This is a genomic window from Mycobacterium sp. MUNTM1, assembly GCF_054660795.1.
The window spans coordinates 1-18,515 of record NZ_BAAGDE010000066.1; the positions used below are offsets into that span (position 1 = coordinate 1).

Genomic DNA, 18,515 nt, shown 5'->3' on the forward strand with positions numbered 1-18,515 from the left:
GCGTGCGGACCACACCACCGGCTTCTCGAGAAGGGCTGGACCACCCGAAAACGCGCTAACGGCGATACCGAATGGATACCGCCGCCGCATCTCAATCGCGGGCAACCGCGGATCAACACCTTTCATCACCCGGAGGATCTGTTGTGTGAGGACGACGACGGTGCGGCTTGAGCTACTCCGGTGTGCGGGCCGCCGAGCCGACCGCATCACCGAGCGAAGCGAAGCCGCCGTCATGCAACCGCCGCGCGATGCCCTGGTGAATCCGCTTGGCCCACAAGCCTCCTCCGTAGATGAAGCCCGTATAGCCCTGCAGTAGCGATGCGCCCGCGGTGATCCGCTCCCACGCGTCGTCTACGGTCTCGATGCCCCCGACGCTGATCAGCACCAGGCGGTCGCCGACACGGCCGTACAGCCTGCGCAGCACCTCGACGGCGCGGCGCGCCACGGGCGGACCGGAGATGCCACCCGGACCCAGCTCGTCGACCCCCGGTGTGAGCAGACCCTGCCGCGACACGGTGGTGTTGGTGGCGACGATGCCGGCCAGCCCCAGTTCGACTGCCAGGTCCGCGATCTCGTCCACGTCGGAATCGGAAAGGTCCGGCGCGATCTTCACCAGCACCGGTGTGGACGTCTCGGCGAGCACCGCCGACAGGATGGGCCGCAGCGACTCGACCGCCTGCAGATCACGCAGCCCGGGCGTGTTCGGCGAGCTGACATTGACCACCAGGTAGGACGCCAGCGGGCCGACCAGCCTGGCGCTCGCCCGGTAATCGTCGACGGCGCCCTCGGTCGGCGTCGCCTTCGTCTTGCCGATGTTGACCCCGATCGGCACCTCGGGCCGCTGCCGCGAGAGCCGCATCGCGAGCGCGCCCGCACCGAGATTGTTGAAACCCATCCGGTTGAGCAGCGCCCGGTCGGCCGGCAGCCGGAACATGCGCGGGGCCGGGTTGCCGGGTTGCGGGTTGGCGGTGACCGTCCCCACCTCGGCGTATCCGAAGCCCAGGGCACCCCAGGTGAGCAGGCCGAGGCCGTCCTTGTCGAAGCCGGCGGCCAGTCCCAGCGGCGCGGGGAAGCGCACCCCGAACACCGTGCTGGCCAGCGCCGGATCCGTCGGGGCCAGCAGCCGGCGCAGCACCCGCCGCGACCACCCGACCGCGGTGACGCCACGCAGCACGGCGAACACCAGCGTGTGGATCCGCTCGGGCGGGATCGCGAAGAACAGCTGGCGCAGCAGGCCGTATATCCGGTGGCCGCCCTGGCGTGGCTGGGCGGGCGTCACAGTTCCGGCTGGTCGGGCCGTCGCCCCTCGGATCCTGCACCGTCCAAACGAGATTTCTTGCGGCGCAACAACACTCGTCTACTGCCGTCGGTGTAAAGCCGCACCCTGGTCAACTCCCAGCCGCGGTATTCGGCCTCGATCGACAATCGGGTGGATGCGCTGACCCGGGTCACGTCCGGTGGCAGGCGCAACGGCGCCCATTCGTATTCGTCGGACATTTCGGTGTCCCAGCCCGCGGGCAGGCGGCTGCGCCGCGCGGCGGTCAACGCGTACCCGCCGCGTGCTCGATGACCTGGACTCCCGCACCGGAACCCGACACCACATACAGGGTGTCTGACGCTTCGTCGAAGGCCAGTGAGTTCGGTTGCTGCACGGTCGGGTAACGCACCTTTTCGACGGGAATTCCGGTGGATAGATCGTAACCAATGACGATATTGGAAACGGTCTGCGAAACCCAGGCTAACGCGCGGGAGCCGGCCAGGCCGTACGGCGCCTGCGGAACCGGGTAGGCCTGACGCAGAATCAGCGGGTCCACGCCGTACACCAGCAGCTGGCCGCCGCGGGTGTCGGCGACCAGTACCCGGCCCGCCGGATCGGCGGCCATCGTGGTGGCGCCCCGGCCCGCCCGTAGCGCCTGCTGGGCATGACCGTCCGCGTCGATCGTCGTCACCGACGTCTGCCCGCGGTCCAGCACCACCGTCGTATTTCCTTGTGTGGCAAGCCAATCGACCCGGGCGAAGATCTTGTTGCGGCTGGTGACGGTCGCACTGGTCTCGGCGCCGGCGGTCTGGGAGGCAAGGGTGTAGACGGCGCCGTCGGCGCTGCCCAGCACCAGCCTGCCATCGGCGCGCTGCGCCACCGCGGTGAACTCGGTCTGGGCGGCGTCGGCGACGGGCACCTGAGTGACGTGACCGGTGGACAGCTCGACCGCGAGGTATCCGCCGCGGCCGGCCAGGTAGGCGGTCCCGCGGCCGTCGTCGGCCAATGCGGTCGCCGGTCCAGGCAGCTCCACCAGGCGCGGCGGGGCCTGCGGATCTCCGAACACCGTGAGGCCGGCGGGTGCTGCCGGGTCGTTGCCCGGTGTCAGGACCGCCAGCTGGTGGGTTCCGCTGTCGAAAGCCGCCGCCGCGGCGTGCCCGGCCAGCGGCCGCACCGCCCCGGCCGGCTGCTGCGAGGCCGGCGGCGACACGGCGGCGTGCGCCGGTTCGATGGTGCGCGGCGCCGTGGCGAGCGGATTCGACGAACATCCAGCTACCGCGCTTAGCAAAACCGCGATGCCCAATACATGCCCTTGAGCTGCCAGCTTGTGACGAAACCGTACTGACAGCAATTCTTTTCCCTCGTGGTTCGGCGCAGCCCGGGCCATTGGAACACAAATTCTAAGGAACGCTTTCGCATCTAACAGGGCCATGCCACCTGCGCCCCCGTCTACCGGCGAGGTATGGTCGGCTCATGGCCGTCACCGCTGACCGTCATCTGACGCATAATGAGTTTGCTGTCGAGGACATGTCTACAGGCATTTCCGCTAGCGGATACGGGCAAGTCGGTGATGGGCGCAGTTTTTCGTTCCACATCGAGAACCGGTCCCTCGTCGTCGAAGTTTACCGGCCGCGCCTGGCCGGGCCCGTTCCGCAGGCCGACGAGGTGGTCGCCAGGGCGGTCCGCAGGCTGGTCGACATCGACCTCACCGACGAGCGCAGCCTGACCGCTGCGGTCCGCGACTCCGTGGCGCACGCGGAGCCGGTTTCCCGCTAGCGGCGATCGCAAGCGCGTGGTAGCCGGCGCGCACCGGGTCGCCACCATCCCTGCTAGTCCTGCCCGGACCCGTCCACCGGGTACCGTCGTGGTCGATATGACCGTCATCCTGTTACGGCACGGCCGCTCGAGTTCGAACACGGCGGGCGTGCTTGCCGGTCGCTCCGAGGGCGTCGACCTCGATGACAAGGGCCGTGAACAGGCGGATGGCCTGATCGATCGGATCGGGGAGCTGCCGATCCGGGAGCTGGTCAGCTCGCCACTGCTGCGCTGCCGTCGCACCCTCGACCCGTTGGCCGAGGCGCTCTGCCTGACGCCGCTCGTCGACGATCGGCTTGCCGAGGTGGACTACGGCGAATGGACGGGCCGCAAACTCGGCGAGTTGGTCGGAGAGCCGCTGTGGAAGGTCGTTCAGGCGCATCCCAGCGCGGCCGTGTTCCCCGGCGGCGAGGGCCTGGCTCAGGTGCAGGCGCGGGCGGTGTGCGCCGTGCGCGAGCATGACCGTCGGTTGGCGGCCGACCACGGTGGCGATGTGCTGTGGGTCGCCTGCACTCACGGTGATGTCATCAAGGCGGTCATCGCCGACGCGTACGGGATCCACCTGGACGGGTTCCAGCGCGTCACCGCCGATCCGGCGTCGGTGAGTGTGATCCGCTACACCGAGCTGCGCCCGTTTGTGTTGCACGTCAACCACACCGGCACGCGGTTGTCCGCCGCCCTACGGGCCGGACCCCCGGCGAAGGACGAGGCGAAGCCCGAAACCGACCCCAAGTCCAACGGAGAGCCGCAGGAATCGGCCGCCGCGGTACCGTCCAGCGACGCGGTGGTCGGCGGTTCCACGGATTAATTTGGCCGCTACCTCCATCGGATCGCACGGCGGCGGCAACAGCCGGTATTTTGGAAGTGCCATGGCCCGCGCAATTCATGTCTTCCGCACACCCGACCGCTTCGTGGCCGGGACCGTCGGCCAGCCCGGAAATCGCACGTTCTACATCCAGGCTGTGCACGACGCCCGAGTGGTGTCGGTGATTTTGGAGAAGCAGCAGGTGGCGGTGCTCTCCGAACGCATCGGTGCGCTGTTGCTCGAGGTCAACCGCAGGTTCGGCACGCCCGTTCCGCCGGAGCCCGCCGAGGTCGAAGACCTTGATCCGTTGGTCACCCCGGTAGACGCCGAGTTCCGGGTCGGAACCATGGGCCTGGGTTGGGATTCGGAGGCCCAGACGGTGGTGGTCGAGTTGCTGGCGGTCACCGACGCTGAGTTCGACGCGTCGGTGGTGCTCGACGACACCGATGAGGGTCCCGACGCGGTGCGGGTGTTCCTGACGCCGGAGTCGGCGCGCCAATTCGCCACCCGCTCCAATCGCGTCATCTCCGCGGGGCGTCCACCGTGTCCGTTGTGCGACGAACCGCTGGACCCGGAGGGCCATATCTGCGCACGCGCCAACGGATATCGGCGCAGTGCGCTGCTCGGGCCTGACGATGACCCCGAGGTCTGACGACCGTGCGGTGTTGCGCGACGGCGAGCTGACGGTCATCGGACGGATCCGCTCGGCCAGCAACGGCACCTTTCTCTGCGAATCGACGCTCGGCGAGTCTAGCGTGCACTGCATCTACAAGCCGGTCGCCGGCGAGGCGCCGCTGTGGGATTTCCCGGACGGGACGCTGGCCGGCCGCGAACGGGCCGCGTATCTGGTCTCCGCCAAGTTGGGCTGGAACATCGTGCCCTACACGATCATTCGGCACGGGCCCGCTGGCCCGGGCATGCTGCAGCGGTGGGTGCAGCAACCCGGCGACGCGGTGGACAGCGAGCCGCGGCCGGGGCCGGATCTGGTCGACCTGTTTCCCGCCGGCACCCGGCAGCCGGGCTACCTGCCGGTGCTGCGCGCGCTTGACTACGCCGGCGACGAGGTCGTCCTGATGCATGCCGACGATATTCGCCTGTGGCGGATGGCGGTGTTCGACGTGCTGGTCAACAACGCCGACCGCAAGGGCGGCCACGTGCTGCGCGACCTCGAGGGCCACATCTTCGGGGTCGACCACGGCGTGTGCCTGCACGTCGAGGACAAGCTGCGCACGGTGCTGTGGGGGTGGGCCGGCAAGCCGATCGACGATCACACGTGCAAGGCCGTCGCCGGCCTGGTCGACGCGCTGGACCATGAGTTCGGCGACGAACTGGCCGAGCACATCACTCGGGCCGAGATCGCCGCGCTGCGCCTGCGCGCGCACGCGCTGCTGGACAACCCGGTGATGCCCGGACCGAACCGGCATCGCCCCATTCCCTGGCCGGCTTTTTAGCGGTGATCGCAAGCGCGGCGCCGCCGGGTGCAGCGGGTCGCCGTTATCGATTTAGCGGTGATCGCAAGCGCGACGCCGCCGGGTGCAGCGGGTCGCCGCCATCGATTTAGCGGTGATCGCAAGCGCGGCGCCGCCATCGGTGAGGGCCGGGGTACGCCGTCGGCGATACTGAAGCGGTGAGCCCCGCCGCCGACGAGATAACCGCCGACGAGATAACCGATGCCGCCCTGGCCGCCGATCTCGCCGCCGACGCGGGGGAGTTGCTGCTGAAGGTCCGCGACGAAGTCGGCTTCGGGTATCCCTGGGCGCTGGGCGACGCGGGCGACAGCCTGGCGAACGCGCTGATCCTGCGTCGCCTGCACGAGCAACGGCCCGACGACGCGGTGCTCAGCGAGGAGGCGTACGACGACCTGTCCCGCCTCAAGCACGACCGGGTGTGGATCATCGACCCGCTGGACGGCACCCGCGAGTTCTCCACGCCGGGGCGCGACGACTGGGCGGTTCACATCGCGCTGTGGCAGCGTCCCACCGGCGACTCCAGCAACGGCCAGCGCGAAATCACCGACGCGGCGGTGTCGTTGCCGGCCCGCGGGAACATCGTCTACCGCAGCGACACCGTGACGGCCGAAGCCGCGCGCGTCGGCGTCACCGACACCATCCGCATCGCCGTCAGTGCAACCCGTCCTCCCGCGGTGTTGCACCGGCTGCGGCAGACGCTGCCCATCCAGCCGGTCGCGATCGGCTCGGCGGGCGCGAAGGCGATGGCGATCATCGACGGGCACGTCGACGCCTACGTGCACGCGGGCGGCCAGTGGGAGTGGGATTCGGCGGCCCCGGCAGGTGTGGTGATGGCCGCCGGGATGCACGCGTCACGGCTCGACGGATCGCCGATGCGCTACAACCAACTCGACCCGTATCTGCCCGACTTCGTGATGTGCCGAGCCGAGCTGGCGCCGATCCTGCTGAGCGCCATCCGCGGCGGGTAACACTGAACGCGAGCTAGCGTCCGAGCCGGCGCCGCCAGTCTTTTGCCGAGAGCACCCGGACCATGTTTTCGACGAGGCGGCCCTTATTGCGGCTGTAGGGGTACCAGAGCAGCTCCTTTTTTATCGCGACCCGGTCGGCGACGATGGCCTTCGGGCGGCAGTACTTGCGGATGCCGTCGGCGCCACCGGACCGGGAGCCGATGCCCGATTCCTTCCAGCCCACCATCGGAAGGCCGAATTGCAGCAGGCTGGCGATGACGTTGTTGACATTGACGCTTCCCGTATTCATTTGCCGCGCAACGGACATCGCCTTATCCTTATCGCGCGTCCACACGCTGCCGGACAGTCCCAGGTTGGAGTCGTTGGCCCGCTCGACGGCCTCGGCGACGTCGCGCACCTTCATGACCGGCAGCGTCGGGCCGAAGGTCTCCTCGCGCATGCAGTCCATGTCGTGGTTCACATCGACCAGCACCGTCGGCTCGTAGAACAGGCCGCCGTCGTCGCCCGCCTTCCCGCCGACGAGCACTTTCGCGCCCTTGCTCACAGCGTCGTCGACATGGCGGGTCACGATCGCGAGTTGCTGCGCGGTGGTCATCGACCCGACCTCGCAGGAGTAGTCGTGCGCCGAGTCCATCCCGTTGCGTAGCGCAGATGTCTTGGCCACCAACTTGCTTACGAACTCGTCGTAGACCGGCTCCTCGACATAGACCCGCTCCACCGAGATGCACACCTGCCCGGTGTAGACGAAGCCGCCCCACACCGCGCCGTCGACGGCACGGTCGATGTCGGCGTCGGCGCACACGATCATCGCGTCCTTGCCACCGAGCTCCAGGCTGCAGGGGATGAGCCGCTCGGCGGCCGCGACCGCGATGCGGCGCCCGGTGTTCACCGAACCGGTGAACATCACGTAGTCGACCGTATTAACCAGCGTCGCACCGGTTTCGCCGTAACCGAACACCGCGTCGAGCACGTCCGGCGCCCCGATCTGCTTCCAGCCCTCGACCGCCACCCGCCATGCCAGCGGGGTGAATTCCGAGGGCTTGGACAGCACGGCGCAGCCGGCCATCAGCGCCGCGGGAATGTCGAGCAGCGGCACCGACAAAGGCCCGTTCCACGGCGTGATCACCCCGACGAGGGGATAGGGCTGGTAGACCAGGGTCAACTTCTTGCCGGCATTCGCGGCGCCGTAGGGGCGCACCGCCTGGTCGGCGAGGAATTCGGCGGCGTTGTCGATCCAGTAATTGATGATCTGCAGGGCGGCGATCTCCACGCCGGTGTCGCCCCAGGACCTGCCCGTTTCGAGCTGCAGCGGCGTCAGCAGCTCGTCGCGATGATCGAGCATCCAGTCGCGCCACTTGCCCAGCCAGCGCGCGCGGCCCTCGATGCTCATTTGCTGCCATAACGGCTGGGCCTTGCGCAGCCGGGCGGCCACGGCCTCGACTCCGGCCGCCGTCGAGATGGGCACGCTGCCGATGACTTGTGCCGTCGCGGGGCATCTGACCACGACTTCTTGCTGCGCGGCCGCGCCTGCGGTGTCTGGTCGGTCAGGTGTGACAGTCGACATGGCAACCACCTCGCTCGTCGACGTTGAGCGAATTTGCCCGATACCGGATTCAGCAAATCACAAATCGCGCCGTGGCGATATAGCTCGCGACGGGTATGGCGGTGGGTGGGCCAGGCCCGCATTGTCGGCGCGCGTGGTCGCATTGCGTGCCTCCTTCCCGGCCCGCCGCGCGGGCCGCATCGTCGGCGCGCCTAGGCTGATTGCCATGCAGTCGTGGTCGTCCCCACAGGTCCCCGCATTGCCGGGACGCGGTCCGGAGCTTCGGTTGTATGACACGTCTGACCGGCAGGTGCGTCCCGTGGCGGCCGGCTCGACCGCGACGATGTACGTCTGCGGCATCACCCCGTACGACGCCACGCATCTGGGCCACGCGGCGACCTATCTGGCGTTCGATCTGGTCTACCGGCAGTGGCTGGACCTCGGCCACGACGTCCACTACGTCCAGAACGTCACCGACGTCGACGATCCACTGCTCGAGCGCGCCGAGCGCGACGGCATCGACTGGCGCGACCTGGCCGCGCGTGAGGTGTCGCTGTACCGCGAAGACATGGCGGCGCTGCGCATCCTGGCGCCCCGCGAATACGTCGGGGCGACTGAGGCCGTCGCCGAGGTCGTCGAACTCGTCGAGAAGATGTTGGCCTCCGGGGCGGCGTACGTCGTCGACGGCGACTACCCGGACATCTACTATCGCGCCGACGCGACTCCGCAGTTCGGCTACGAATCCGGCTACGACCGGGACACCATGCTGCGGCTGTTCGCCGAGCGCGGAGGTGACCCGCAACGGCCCGGTAAGACCGACCAACTCGATGCCCTGCTCTGGCGGGCCGTCCGGCCCGGCGAGCCCAGCTGGCCATCACCGTTCGGCCCCGGCCGCCCGGGCTGGCATGTCGAGTGCGCGGCGATCGCGCTCAGCCGTATCGGCAGCGGTCTGGACATCCAGGGCGGCGGCAGCGACCTGATCTTCCCGCACCACGAATTCACCGCCGCGCATGCCGAATGTGTGCGCGGCGAACGGAGATTCGCACGCCATTACGTGCACGCCGGGATGATCGGCTGGGACGGACACAAGATGTCCAAGAGCCGCGGCAACCTGGTGCTGGTGTCGCAGCTGCGCGCCCGGGGCGTCGAGCCGGCGGCGATCCGGCTGGGACTGCTGGCCGGGCACTACCGTGGCGACCGGTACTGGAGCGATCAGCTGCTCGACGAGGCCCTCGCCCGGCTACGGCGCTGGCGCAGCGCGGCCGCACTGCCGGCCGGTCCGGACGCCGAGGATGTGATCGCGCGGGTGCGCCAATACCTGGCCGACGACCTGAACACTCCCAAAGCCCTTGCCGCGCTTGATGGCTGGACCACCGATGCGCTGGAATACGGTGGTCATGACGCCGAGGCGCCCAAGCTGGTGGCAACCGCCGTCGATGCGCTACTGGGCGTGGCCCTCTAGCCGAACGACGGCATCCTTCGGTCAGGCCGGCAGGGCCGTTTCCGCGCCCGGTCCATCTGAGTCGACCTGTGTGGCCGCTGCGCGCGCGGGCGTCCACCATTTCGCCAGCGCCAACAGGTCGACGGCTTCCTCGTAGAGGTTCGTGGAACGGGAGCGCACGGCAAAAGCCCGATCGGGTGTCTCGGGACGATCTCCGGCGGTCTTGGCCTCCGCGGCGTGCGCCAGCTCGAAAGCGGCTGTCGCGGAGTCCCATTCGTTGGCCGGCACGGAGTTTTCCTGGAGAAATTGGGCCAGCTGGTCGGGCGCCGTACTACGCACATAGTGGCGCAGCTGCAGGATCGCGTCGCGGATTTCGATAACGGTTTGGTGCAGCTGGAGAGTGGTCTTCTGAAATCGCCGGTGGTCATGCTCGATGCTGAAACTGCTTTCCGGCACCACGGCTGTCATGCTGAGGCGCAGTGGCTGCAAACGCTTCCAGGTGCGGGTGATGCGGTCCAACCCGAAAAACGAATGCAGCCTGACAACGAGCGGCACCGCGCCGAAGAGATAGACGATGACGGCCATCCAGAGGAATTCCGAGCCATGAACCCGGCCCCGGAATTCCACGGTGCGGGTCCAGCCGAGCTGGTCGCTCACCGCCAACACCAGCGCCTCCATGCACGCTGCCGCCGTCACCACCACTGCAAGGATTCCGGCGGCGGCGAGCAGCGACTCGCGACGCTCGGTGGCCCTTATCAGCTCCGAGCCGAACATCCACAGCAACCGCGCCACCAAGATGACGATCATGGTCAGGTACAGGCTCAGCGCCAAGACCGCGTCCCAGCCGCCGGACACCTCGAGCGTCTGCCCCGCGACGCGCGCCCGGGTGCCCGCACCCAGGAATGCGGCAGACAGCGCGACGGCCGCCAGGCGGTAATAGCGGTGACTGCGGCGCGTTTCCTCGGGAGAGATCTTGGTCCACAGCATGGTGAACCCGACGAATTCACCGCACGCTAAAATCATTGCGGCACAAGATAATTGCTGGGCGGTGGTCACGGTCATGAGAGCGCTCTCGGACAACACCGCTTCGACCTTGCGCTCACGCAGCAGCTGGGCCAGCAGCAGCCAGGCCATCACATTGTTGAGGTAAGTCTGGTAGAGGTTGGCCCTGCACCAGCGGAAACGCGCCGCGAGAACGATCACCATGATCGTGATCACGGGCCAGGCAATGACGCCTGGGATGCTGGAGGTCACTGGCGGCGGAAGAAGGCGCTACGCATCATGGAGTGACGTTCGGCGGCTTCTGCGGCGGCGATCAGCAACAGGGAAGCGAACATCTCGGCATCGCGCTCCTGGTCACCGGCGTAGTCCCCGCGTCCCAACACCGCGCGCACCGTGTCAGGGTCGAGGTCGGGCAAGGCCCGGCACACTGCCGCGTCGCAGGCGTGACTGGCGCTGCGGCCATGACCCAGCAGGATATGCCCGATCTCGTGGCCCACGATCTGGTCGATGTGGTAGTCGGTGGTTCCGGTTTCGTGCAGGATCACGTCTTCGTCATCGCAGGCCAGCCAGAGCCCGCACGGGCTATCCGCCAGCGCCGCTGTATCCGTCGGGACGAGCCGGATGGCCCGACCGCGCATTTGGCCCAAGTTCTCGATGAAAGCGTTCCGGTCCCAGGGAACTGGGATCGGCAGGCTGCGCGTCAGCGCAAGAATGTCAACGTTTGATGCCGGCATTCAACTGGTCATCTAGCCGGGAGGAGATGGGGGGTAATCGTTCGAGTTCGCGGAGGTGATCGACGATCGCCACCAGGCTGTTGAGGGCCTGGGGAGTCAAGCCGGACGCACGAGCCGCCAGATCGCGCACGCCGTTGTCACGTAGCGCCTGCAAAAGATTCAACTGCGCGTCGATCGCCGGGTCGGTGCCAGGGTCTATCAGATAGGACGGCGGCACGCCGAAAAAGTCGGCGATCGCCCGTAAATGGGCGACAGTGGGGTTTGTCTTGAGGCCGCTTCTGAGTTGCCACAGGTAAGCCGGGCTGATCGGGACGCCGGTTTCATCGGTGATTGCCGCCGCGGCCACGGCATTGGAAAGCGGGGGGGTGCCCGCTTTGCGCATCAGATCGAAGAGCTTGTTCAGGCGTGCTGCCAGCCCGCTGTCTTCCGGCCCGTTGTCCTCCGGCCCGCTGTCCTCGACGCCGTCGACTTTCAATGCACTCTCATTTCATGCGAACGCCAACTGTGTGTACCCATGTTACAGGCGCCGCCGATGGTTACAGGCAACCATTCGACCGATATGGGCATTCAGGTGCACGACCGTGACCTTGGGATCTGCGCCTCGTTAAGCGCGCCGCCGGGTTTATCCACAGGAGCGGCCGCTCCGTTTTACATTTTCATCAACGTACGGTTGAATGCGTTTCGTGTACTGCTGTGTACAGTTCGCCACGGGGTTTTCATACCTTAAGTCGGAAAACGGCGCGCTCATTGCCGACCGCGGATGCCCGGTTTTGCTGGCGGGCGGCATGGGGCCAGTGCGATCGCGCGGGATCGACCGTCGATCGTGGGGCCCGGACGCACTCGGCGTTTCACATTGCGGGCCCCTGCGTGTTTCGCGTCGGCGAAGCAACGCACGGCGATTTGGACCAGCAAGGCGCGAGGTCGTGACAAAGTGCAGCAAAGTCGAACCGGCGCCTGAAGTCTGTTGCGAACCACCCCCGGCGCTGTACGCACGGCGCCCGACTCAGATGCCGAGGCGCCACTAAAAGCCGAATTCCCCGAGCTGGCGGACACCGTCGACGCTGTTAGCCAGTCACGCAATCCAAGACCCAAAATCTCGCAGGTGTTGCCTCGGTTGGCACTCTCATCCGAAGCGGCGCGCTGAAGCTGTTGTTTGCTGTGTACCCCTCCACAAGGCAGGCGAGAATCTATGAAACACCTGTATAACCCATACAACAATTTACACCGGCGTCGAATCCCAGCGCAGGAACAGCGTTTGCTGTCGCGCCAATATAGGGGTATATTTCTGGCAACTACTGGGCTGCAGAAGGAGTTGGGTCCGGTGCGTACGAAGAGCGAGTTGGCGCAGTCGCCAGTGGGCAGGCTGCTGCGTCGGCCGCCGGGACGCGACCGCAATCGGCCACAAGATCGTCGCTTAATTGCCGTCGCTGGGACTTGTCCTGGGCCCGTGCGGGATCCGAGAAGGCGCCCGCCGGGGGCGCCCTCGGCATTCCGAAAAGCCCTGGCGCCCAAGCCCCCTCAGCAAGTCTAGGATTCACGGTGCCGGGGGAAGTCGGGTCGGCGTGGCCCATCGTGGGCCGCGATGTGGAGCTGCGGCGGTCGCTGGCGGCGCTGAACAACTCGGAGTTTCACGGGGTTGCGTTGGTCGGCGACAGCGGGGTGGGCAAGTCCACCGTGGCCCGCATGCTGGCCAAAACGGTTGAATCGGCAGGGCGCACAGTGCGATTCGCGCTCGGCACTCAAACGGGTTGCGCTGTGCCGCTGGGCGCATTTTCCCGCGCGGTGAGTCTTCAGGTGGCCCATGAGCCGGCGGTCATGCTGGCCGCCGCGCATGAGACCTTGGGCAAGGACAAAAACCTGGTGGTGGTGGTCGACGACGCGCAGTTGCTCGATCCGCTATCGGCCACGTTGATCAATCAGCTCGCGGCCAGTCGTAGTGCGCGGTTGATCGTGACGATCCGCTCGCGTGAACCGGTGCTGGACGCGGTGACTGCGTTGTTGAAAGAGCGCCTGCTGCTGACCGTCCACGTGGAACCGTTCAGCCGCGAGCAGACGGCTTTATTGGCCCGCACGGTGCTGGGTGGTCCGGTCGAATCGGGGTTGGTTGATGAGTTGTTTGAGCGCAGTGTGGGGAATCCCTTGCTGCTGCGTGGTTTTCTGACCGCGGGCCGGGAAAGCGGGGCATTGGCCCACACGCAGCAAGGCTGGCAACTGCGGGGCCCGCTGAGCGCGGATCGCGAACTTCACGATGTTCTGGGGTTTCGGCTGCAATCGCTGAGTTCCGAGGAACTGGAGGTGGTGGAGCTCTTGGCCACCGCCGAGCGGCTGAAGTGGGAGATCCTGCGCGACATCTGCGATGCGGAGGCCGTTGCGGCTCTCGAGCGCCGTGGTCTGATCCAGTTGGTTGCCGACGGATCCCACACCGTGGCGCAGTTGAATCACCCGATGCTCGGCGAAGCCGCGACCCGGCACGCTGGCATGGTGCGCGCGCGGCAACTCAACGGCAAAATCGCGCGAGCGCTACAGAGGCATGAGCGGGCCGGGGGCCGGCTCATGGGGTCGTCCGGGCTGCGAGGCCGGATCCGGTTGGCGCAGTTCATGATCCATAGCGACTTGGAACCCGACCTCGATGTGGTCATCGAAGCGGCGCAGGAAGCGCTGGCGATGTCGAATGTGGTGCTGGGTGAGGAACTGGCGAGGTTTGCGGTCGATCGCGGTGGTGGGCTGGCGGCCGCGTTGGTGCTTGCCGAAGCGGTGAGCTGGCAGGGCCGCGGCGACGAGGCGGACTCGGTGCTGACCGACGCCGAACCGGACGACGGCGACGACTTTTTGATCGCGCGATGGGGCTGTCTGCGCGCCGCCAACTTCTTCTGGGGTTGCGGGGACGTCGAAGCCGCCACTCGGGAACTCGACGCCGTGAAGAAGCGTGTTTCATGCGAGGCCGGCCTGAGCCTCATCAATGCGTTGGAGCTGTCCATGGGCTACTTCCATGGGGACGTCGAGACGACGCTCGAGGTTGGGCCCGGCTTGTGCGAGTCCGATGTGGTGCCGGTGGCGACCGTATGGGCGGTTTTCCCCACCTGCGGCGCATTGGGATCGGCCGGGCGCTTTTCCGAAGTCGGCCGCCTAGCGGACGTCGGGGTGCGTGCGGCTGCGCTGTGCGGGTTGGGGCCGCATCGATTCAACATCGGGATGACCGAGATGATGGCCGCGACGGCGGCAGGAGATGACGGCGCGGCCGAGCGGATCTACAAGCGTTACGCCGCGATGACCGACGGTCTTCCCTCAGCGGAGGCCATGGTCGATGCGATGCTCGGGCTCCTTCGACTGAGCCGCGGAGAGCTGACCTCGGCGTGCGCTTTGTTCACCAGCGCAATCGGTGTGTTCGCGCAGGGCTTTGCGTCGCCCTGGTTGGTGCTGGTGGGGGCCTGGCAAGCCCAGGCCGAGGGCGCGCGCGGTGACAACGCGGCGGCCACCGCGGCATTGCGGCGCGCGGACAAAGCCTATGGACCGCATGTTGCGGTGTATGTGCCAGAACTCGAGCTTGCGCGCGCCTGGGAGCGGGCAGCGGCCGGCGACGAGAAGGCCGCCCAGACGCACGCCCTGCAAGCGGCGGAGATCGCGCGGGCCGCGGGGACGCACGTGATGGAGATGCGGGCACGCCATGCGGCGGTCCGTTTCGGCGATCGTTCGCAGGCCACGAGGCTGGCGAAGCTTGCCCGCATTCTGGACACGGCGCTGGCCGGTGCGGTCGCTGATCATGCTCGCGGTTTGGCGCAACGCGACGGCGATCTGCTCGATGCCGCAGCGCGTTTGTTCGCCGATCTCGGTGCCTTGGCGTGCGCCGCCGATACGTCTGCGCAGGCGGCCGGCGAACACGCGCGCCGCGGCGACCGCGGCAAGCGATACGAGTCGTCGGTCTGGGCGCACGCTTTGGCCAAGCGTTGCGAGTTGCGCACGCCGGCGACCGAGGCCGCGATGTGTCCGCTTCCCTTCAGCGATCGTGAGCGTCAGATCGTGACTTTGGTCGCGGCCGGCTTGTCGAACCGGGACATTGCCGAGCGGCTGGTCCTGTCGGTGCGCACGGTGGAGGGGCACCTCTACCGCCTGTTCACCAAGCTCGGCGTCAACAGTCGCGAACAGCTCGCGCAGCTGACAAGCCGAGAGCCCTTTGTAGCAACCGAGTTGTTGGGCCCTGGCAGCCCGTCGCTCGGTCGCAGTGGCGATGTTCACCCCTATGCAGGCTAAGTTTACATAGAAACCCTATGAAATTCCAGGGGCCGCTACTCTATCTCGGCGCGCAGACCACTCGACTTCCCTAGAGATTCCGGCGGCGCCCGCTCGAGCGGCCATACGCTCCGGCCCATGATAGGTAGTCGGAGGCACACGATCGTGACCGCTATTCACGGTGTCCACCCATCCGGACCCGCAGATACGGTCCCGCCGAGGCAATTTCAGGTAGTCGGGGACGTGGTCCCGTCGGCCTGCTCGGGCGCGACCTCGGCTTCCGATGACTTCTTCGGGCTTTATCTGGCGGCGGCGCGTTCCGGCTTCATGTAGCGCGGCGAGCTCAACGGGTCATCCGGCCGATGCGAACCGCAATGGATCGAGGCAGACGGAGTGCGGCCCAGCAACAGTCTGGTTGCCACGTCGGCACCTCGGCGGGAGTGGGGAGATACAGCATTTGACGCAACGGGTTAATGGGTCGACATGGCCCATTGTGGGACGCGACGTGGAGTTCCGGCGGTCGCTCGCGGCGCTCAACAACGGGGACTTCAACGGGGTGGCGTTGGTCGGGGACAGCGGGGTGGGCAAGTCCACACTGGCCCGCATGCTGGCCAAGACGGTTGAATCGGCAGGGCGCACGGTGCGATTCGCGCTGGGCACTCAAACGGGTTGTGCTGTGCCGCTGGGAGCGTTTTCTCGTGTGGTCAGCCTCGGAGTCGGGCATGAACCGGCGATCATGCTGGCGGCCGCGCACAACACCCTGGGCCAAGACAAGAACTTGGTGGTGGTGGTCGACGAGGCGCAGTTGCTCGACCCGTTGTCGGCCACGTTGATCAATCAACTTGCGGCCAGCCGTAGTGCGCGGTTGATCGTGACGATTCGGTCGGGCGATCCGGTCTTGGATGCGGTGACTGCGTTGTTGAAAGAGCGCCTGCTGCTGACCGTTCACATCGATCCCTTCACCCGTGAGCAGACCGGCCTGTTGGCCGACGCGGTCCTGGGTGGTCCGGTCGAGCCCGGGTTGGTCGATGAGTTGTATGAGCGCAGCGCAGGAAATCTCTTGCTGTTGCGCGGTTTTCTGACCGCGGGCCGGGAAAACGGGACTTTGGTACACACCGATCGGGGCTGGCACCTTCAGGGCCCGCTGCGCGCGGATCGCGAACTCAACGACGCCTTGGAGTTTCGGCTGCAGTCGCTGAGTTCCGAGGAACTGGAGGTGGTGGAGATCTTGGCCACCGCCGAATTGCTGGAGTTGGAAATCCTGCGTGACATCTGCGATGCGGACGCGATGGCGAACCTGGAGCGTCGTGGTCTGATCCAGTTGGTTGCCGACGGATCCCACACCGTGGCGCAGTTGAATCACCCCATGCTCGGTGAAGCCGCGGTCCGCCATGCCGGGGTGGTGCGCTCGCGGCAACTCAACGGCATATTGGCCAAAGCTCTGCGACGGCATCTGCGGGCGGTGGGGCGGCGCTCACAGATCTCTGATCCTCGCGGCCGTATCCAGCTGGCGCAGTTCATGATGCGCAGCGACTTGGAACCCGACCTCGATGTGGCCGTCAAGGCTGCGGCGGACGCGTTGGCGTTGTCCAATGTGGTGCTGGGTGAGCAACTGGCGAGGTTTGCGGTCGATCGTGGTGGTGGGCTGCCGGCCGCGTTGGTGCTAGCCGAGGCGGTGAGCTGGCAGGGCCGCGGCGACGAGGCCGAGTCCATCCTGATGGACGCCGATGTCGATGACGCCGACGAGTGGTTGATCGCACGATGGGGCTGTATGCGCGCCGCGAACTTGGCATGGGGATGCGGTGACGCCGAAACGGCGATGCGCGTGCTCACCGAGGTGAAACAGCGTCTCGTGACCGAGGGCGGCCTCGAGCTGATCAATGCGTTCGAGGTTTCGATCGGGTTCTTCCGCGGCGACGTTGAGACGACGATCGAGCTCGGGCCCGGGCTGTGTGAGCCCGGGGTAGTGCCGATGGCAACTGTGTGGGCGGCTGTCGCGACATGCGGCGCCCTGATGGCGGCCGGACGTTTTTCCGAGGTCGGCCGCATCGCCGCTGCCGGCGTGCGCGCGACGACGCTCTGCAGAGCGGGAGCGCAGCGGTTCGCCATCGGACTGGCCGAGGTCATGGTTGCGAACGCCGCCGGCGACTATCCGGCGGCCGACCGAATCTACAAGCGTTACGCCGCATTGGCTACCGGTCTTCCCGCAGCGGAGGCCATGGTCGACGCGATGCTCGGACTCGTGCAGGTCACCCGCGGTGAGCTCCCCGCGGCGTGCGCCACGCTCGACCGGTCCATCTCTCAACTGTCCCAAGGCTTTCCGTCACCTTGGTTGCTTGTCGTGGCCGCCCTGCTGGCCCAGGCCGCGGGGATGCGCGGGGACGCCGCGGCGGCCGCTGCGGCGTTGCGGCGGGCGGAGGAAGCGTACGGACCACATGTCGGGGTGTTCTTGCCGGAACTCGAACTCGCTCGAGCCTGGGAACGAGCAGCGGCCGGCGACACGGCGGGCGCCCAGTCGCATGCAGCGCAAGCGGCACAGGTCGCGCGGACGGCCGGGATGCACGTGGCGGAGATGCGGGCGCGCCATGCAGCCATTCGCTTCGGCGATCGTTCGCAGGCCGCGCGAGTGGATGAGCTCGCGCGAACATTGAACTCCGCATCCGCACAAGCGGTTGCCGACCACGCCCGCGGCCTGGCACAACACGATGGTGACCTGCTCGATGCCGCGGCCCATCGCTTCGCCGATCTCGGCGCATCGGCTTTCGCCGCCGACGCGGCGGCGCAGGCGGCCGGCGAACATGCCCGCCGGGGCGACCGCCGCAAGGAGGTCGAGTCGTCGACGTGGGCGCACGCGTTGGCCAACCAATGCGGGTCACGCACACCGGCGCTCGAGGCCGCGGCGCACCCGCTTCCCTTCAGCGGACGTGAACGTCAGATCGTGAATCTGGTGGCGGCCGGGCTGTCCAACCGCGAGATCGCCGACCGGCTGGTCATCTCGGTACGCACGGTGGAGGGGCACTTGTACCGCCTCTTCACCAAGCTCGGCATCAACAACCGTGACCAACTCATCCATCTGATCAATCGAGATGCGTCGTGAAGCAAAGGGTTGTCCGGGCGTCGGGCGGGCCTGCCGGTAGGGGGCTCCGCCGCCGGCTCGTTATCCGCCTACGCCTCTGATGACAGCAACCAACTGAAAATCGAAAACCCCTCCTGCGCAGGGTGATAGCGGGTGGGGTCGTGTCACGCGACCAGC

General features: G+C 67.1%; 15 protein-coding genes and 1 pseudogene. 9 read left to right on the forward strand and 7 right to left on the reverse strand.

Features of this window, described 5'->3' with window-relative positions:
* A pseudogene (locus tag ACYQ8K_RS26230) lies at positions 1–171 on the forward strand (HNH endonuclease signature motif containing protein); the annotation flags it as partial.
* 1 nt (position 172) lies between these two features.
* Here the strand turns inward: ACYQ8K_RS26230 and ACYQ8K_RS26235 are convergent.
* Genes ACYQ8K_RS26235 through ACYQ8K_RS26245 form a run of 3 tightly spaced genes read right to left on the reverse strand, consistent with a single transcriptional unit; the run spans position 173 to position 2,609 of the window.
* Positions 173–1,243: a quinone-dependent dihydroorotate dehydrogenase gene (locus tag ACYQ8K_RS26235; protein ID WP_459973701.1), complete on the reverse strand. Its 1,071-nt coding sequence runs from the start codon at positions 1,241–1,243 to the stop codon at positions 173–175.
* Positions 1,244–1,275: 32 nt separating this feature from the next.
* Positions 1,276–1,545, reverse strand: a complete 270-nt coding sequence (locus ACYQ8K_RS26240) for a DUF5703 family protein (RefSeq protein ID WP_112632392.1) — start codon at positions 1,543–1,545, stop codon at positions 1,276–1,278.
* Positions 1,542–2,609 carry a YncE family protein gene (locus ACYQ8K_RS26245; RefSeq protein WP_459973676.1) on the reverse strand — a complete coding sequence of 356 codons (1,068 nt, stop codon included), beginning with the start codon at positions 2,607–2,609 and terminating at the stop codon, positions 1,542–1,544. The genes ACYQ8K_RS26240 and ACYQ8K_RS26245 overlap by 4 nt, the downstream gene beginning before the upstream one ends.
* A 122-nt stretch (positions 2,610–2,731) precedes the next feature.
* Between ACYQ8K_RS26245 and ACYQ8K_RS26250 the strand changes: the two genes are divergently transcribed.
* The 5 genes from ACYQ8K_RS26250 (at position 2,732) to ACYQ8K_RS26270 (ending at position 6,315) form a co-directional block, all read left to right on the forward strand.
* The gene (locus tag ACYQ8K_RS26250) at positions 2,732–3,034 is read left to right on the forward strand and encodes a hypothetical protein (RefSeq protein WP_459973678.1); all 303 of its coding nucleotides are present in this window, start codon (positions 2,732–2,734) and stop codon (positions 3,032–3,034) included.
* Positions 3,035–3,131: 97 nt separating this feature from the next.
* Positions 3,132–3,881, forward strand: coding sequence for a histidine phosphatase family protein (locus ACYQ8K_RS26255; protein ID WP_459973680.1), 750 nt, complete (start codon positions 3,132–3,134; stop codon positions 3,879–3,881).
* Between the two features lie 61 nt (positions 3,882–3,942).
* On the forward strand, positions 3,943–4,530 hold the full coding sequence (locus ACYQ8K_RS26260) for a DUF3090 domain-containing protein (protein ID WP_459973681.1): 588 nt from the start codon (positions 3,943–3,945) through the stop codon (positions 4,528–4,530).
* Entirely contained in the window at positions 4,514–5,329 is an 816-nt protein-coding gene (locus ACYQ8K_RS26265) for an SCO1664 family protein (protein WP_459973683.1), read from the forward strand. The genes ACYQ8K_RS26260 and ACYQ8K_RS26265 overlap by 17 nt, the downstream gene beginning before the upstream one ends.
* Positions 5,330–5,505: 176 nt before the next feature.
* Positions 5,506–6,315 carry a 3'(2'),5'-bisphosphate nucleotidase CysQ gene (locus tag ACYQ8K_RS26270; protein WP_459973685.1) on the forward strand — a complete coding sequence of 270 codons (810 nt, stop codon included), beginning with the start codon at positions 5,506–5,508 and terminating at the stop codon, positions 6,313–6,315.
* A 13-nt stretch (positions 6,316–6,328) separates the two neighbouring features.
* Here the strand turns inward: ACYQ8K_RS26270 and ACYQ8K_RS26275 are convergent, their stop codons facing one another.
* On the reverse strand, positions 6,329–7,879 hold the full coding sequence (locus ACYQ8K_RS26275; RefSeq protein WP_459973687.1) for an aldehyde dehydrogenase family protein: 1,551 nt from the start codon (positions 7,877–7,879) through the stop codon (positions 6,329–6,331).
* 205 nt (positions 7,880–8,084) lie between these two features.
* Here ACYQ8K_RS26275 and mshC point away from each other — a divergent pair, with 205 nt between their 5' ends.
* Complete coding sequence (mshC, locus tag ACYQ8K_RS26280) at positions 8,085–9,320, forward strand: cysteine--1-D-myo-inosityl 2-amino-2-deoxy-alpha-D-glucopyranoside ligase (RefSeq protein ID WP_459973689.1); 1,236 nt, start codon at positions 8,085–8,087, stop codon at positions 9,318–9,320.
* A 21-nt stretch (positions 9,321–9,341) separates the two neighbouring features.
* Here mshC and ACYQ8K_RS26285 read toward each other — a convergent pair whose 3' ends face one another.
* From ACYQ8K_RS26285 to ACYQ8K_RS26295, 3 genes are all read right to left on the reverse strand, one after another.
* Entirely contained in the window at positions 9,342–10,505 is a 1,164-nt protein-coding gene (locus ACYQ8K_RS26285) for a DUF6545 domain-containing protein (RefSeq protein WP_459973691.1), read from the reverse strand.
* A 44-nt stretch (positions 10,506–10,549) separates the two neighbouring features.
* A complete protein-coding gene (locus ACYQ8K_RS26290) occupies positions 10,550–10,939 on the reverse strand; it encodes a hypothetical protein (protein WP_459973693.1) in 390 nt (129 codons plus the stop codon).
* Positions 10,940–11,015: 76 nt separating this feature from the next.
* Positions 11,016–11,417 carry a helix-turn-helix domain-containing protein gene (locus ACYQ8K_RS26295; protein WP_459973703.1) on the reverse strand — a complete coding sequence of 134 codons (402 nt, stop codon included), beginning with the start codon at positions 11,415–11,417 and terminating at the stop codon, positions 11,016–11,018.
* A 1,190-nt stretch (positions 11,418–12,607) separates the two neighbouring features.
* Here ACYQ8K_RS26295 and ACYQ8K_RS26300 point away from each other — a divergent pair.
* Positions 12,608–15,283, forward strand: coding sequence for a helix-turn-helix transcriptional regulator (locus tag ACYQ8K_RS26300; RefSeq protein ID WP_459973705.1), 2,676 nt, complete (start codon positions 12,608–12,610; stop codon positions 15,281–15,283).
* A 484-nt stretch (positions 15,284–15,767) separates the two neighbouring features.
* Complete coding sequence (locus ACYQ8K_RS26305) at positions 15,768–18,359, forward strand: helix-turn-helix transcriptional regulator (RefSeq protein ID WP_459973695.1); 2,592 nt, start codon at positions 15,768–15,770, stop codon at positions 18,357–18,359.
* Positions 18,360–18,515: the final 156 nt, after the last annotated feature.

Bases quoted from the DNA above. Each gene is read 5' to 3' on its own strand.
- ACYQ8K_RS26250 (WP_459973678.1), top strand. From the start codon at position 2,732: ATGGCCGTCACCGCTGACCGTCATCTGACGCATAATGAGTTTGCTGTC.
- ACYQ8K_RS26255 (WP_459973680.1), top strand. From the start codon at position 3,132: ATGACCGTCATCCTGTTACGGCACGGCCGCTCGAGTTCGAACACGGCG.
- ACYQ8K_RS26260 (WP_459973681.1), top strand. From the start codon at position 3,943: ATGGCCCGCGCAATTCATGTCTTCCGCACACCCGACCGCTTCGTGGCC.
- ACYQ8K_RS26265 (WP_459973683.1), top strand. From the start codon at position 4,514: ATGACCCCGAGGTCTGACGACCGTGCGGTGTTGCGCGACGGCGAGCTG.
- ACYQ8K_RS26275 (WP_459973687.1), bottom strand. From the start codon at position 7,879: ATGTCGACTGTCACACCTGACCGACCAGACACCGCAGGCGCGGCCGCG.
- mshC (WP_459973689.1), top strand. From the start codon at position 8,085: ATGCAGTCGTGGTCGTCCCCACAGGTCCCCGCATTGCCGGGACGCGGT.
- ACYQ8K_RS26285 (WP_459973691.1), bottom strand. From the start codon at position 10,505: ATGGTGATCGTTCTCGCGGCGCGTTTCCGCTGGTGCAGGGCCAACCTC.
- ACYQ8K_RS26290 (WP_459973693.1), bottom strand. From the start codon at position 10,939: ATGCGCGGTCGGGCCATCCGGCTCGTCCCGACGGATACAGCGGCGCTG.
- ACYQ8K_RS26295 (WP_459973703.1), bottom strand. From the start codon at position 11,417: ATGCGCAAAGCGGGCACCCCCCCGCTTTCCAATGCCGTGGCCGCGGCG.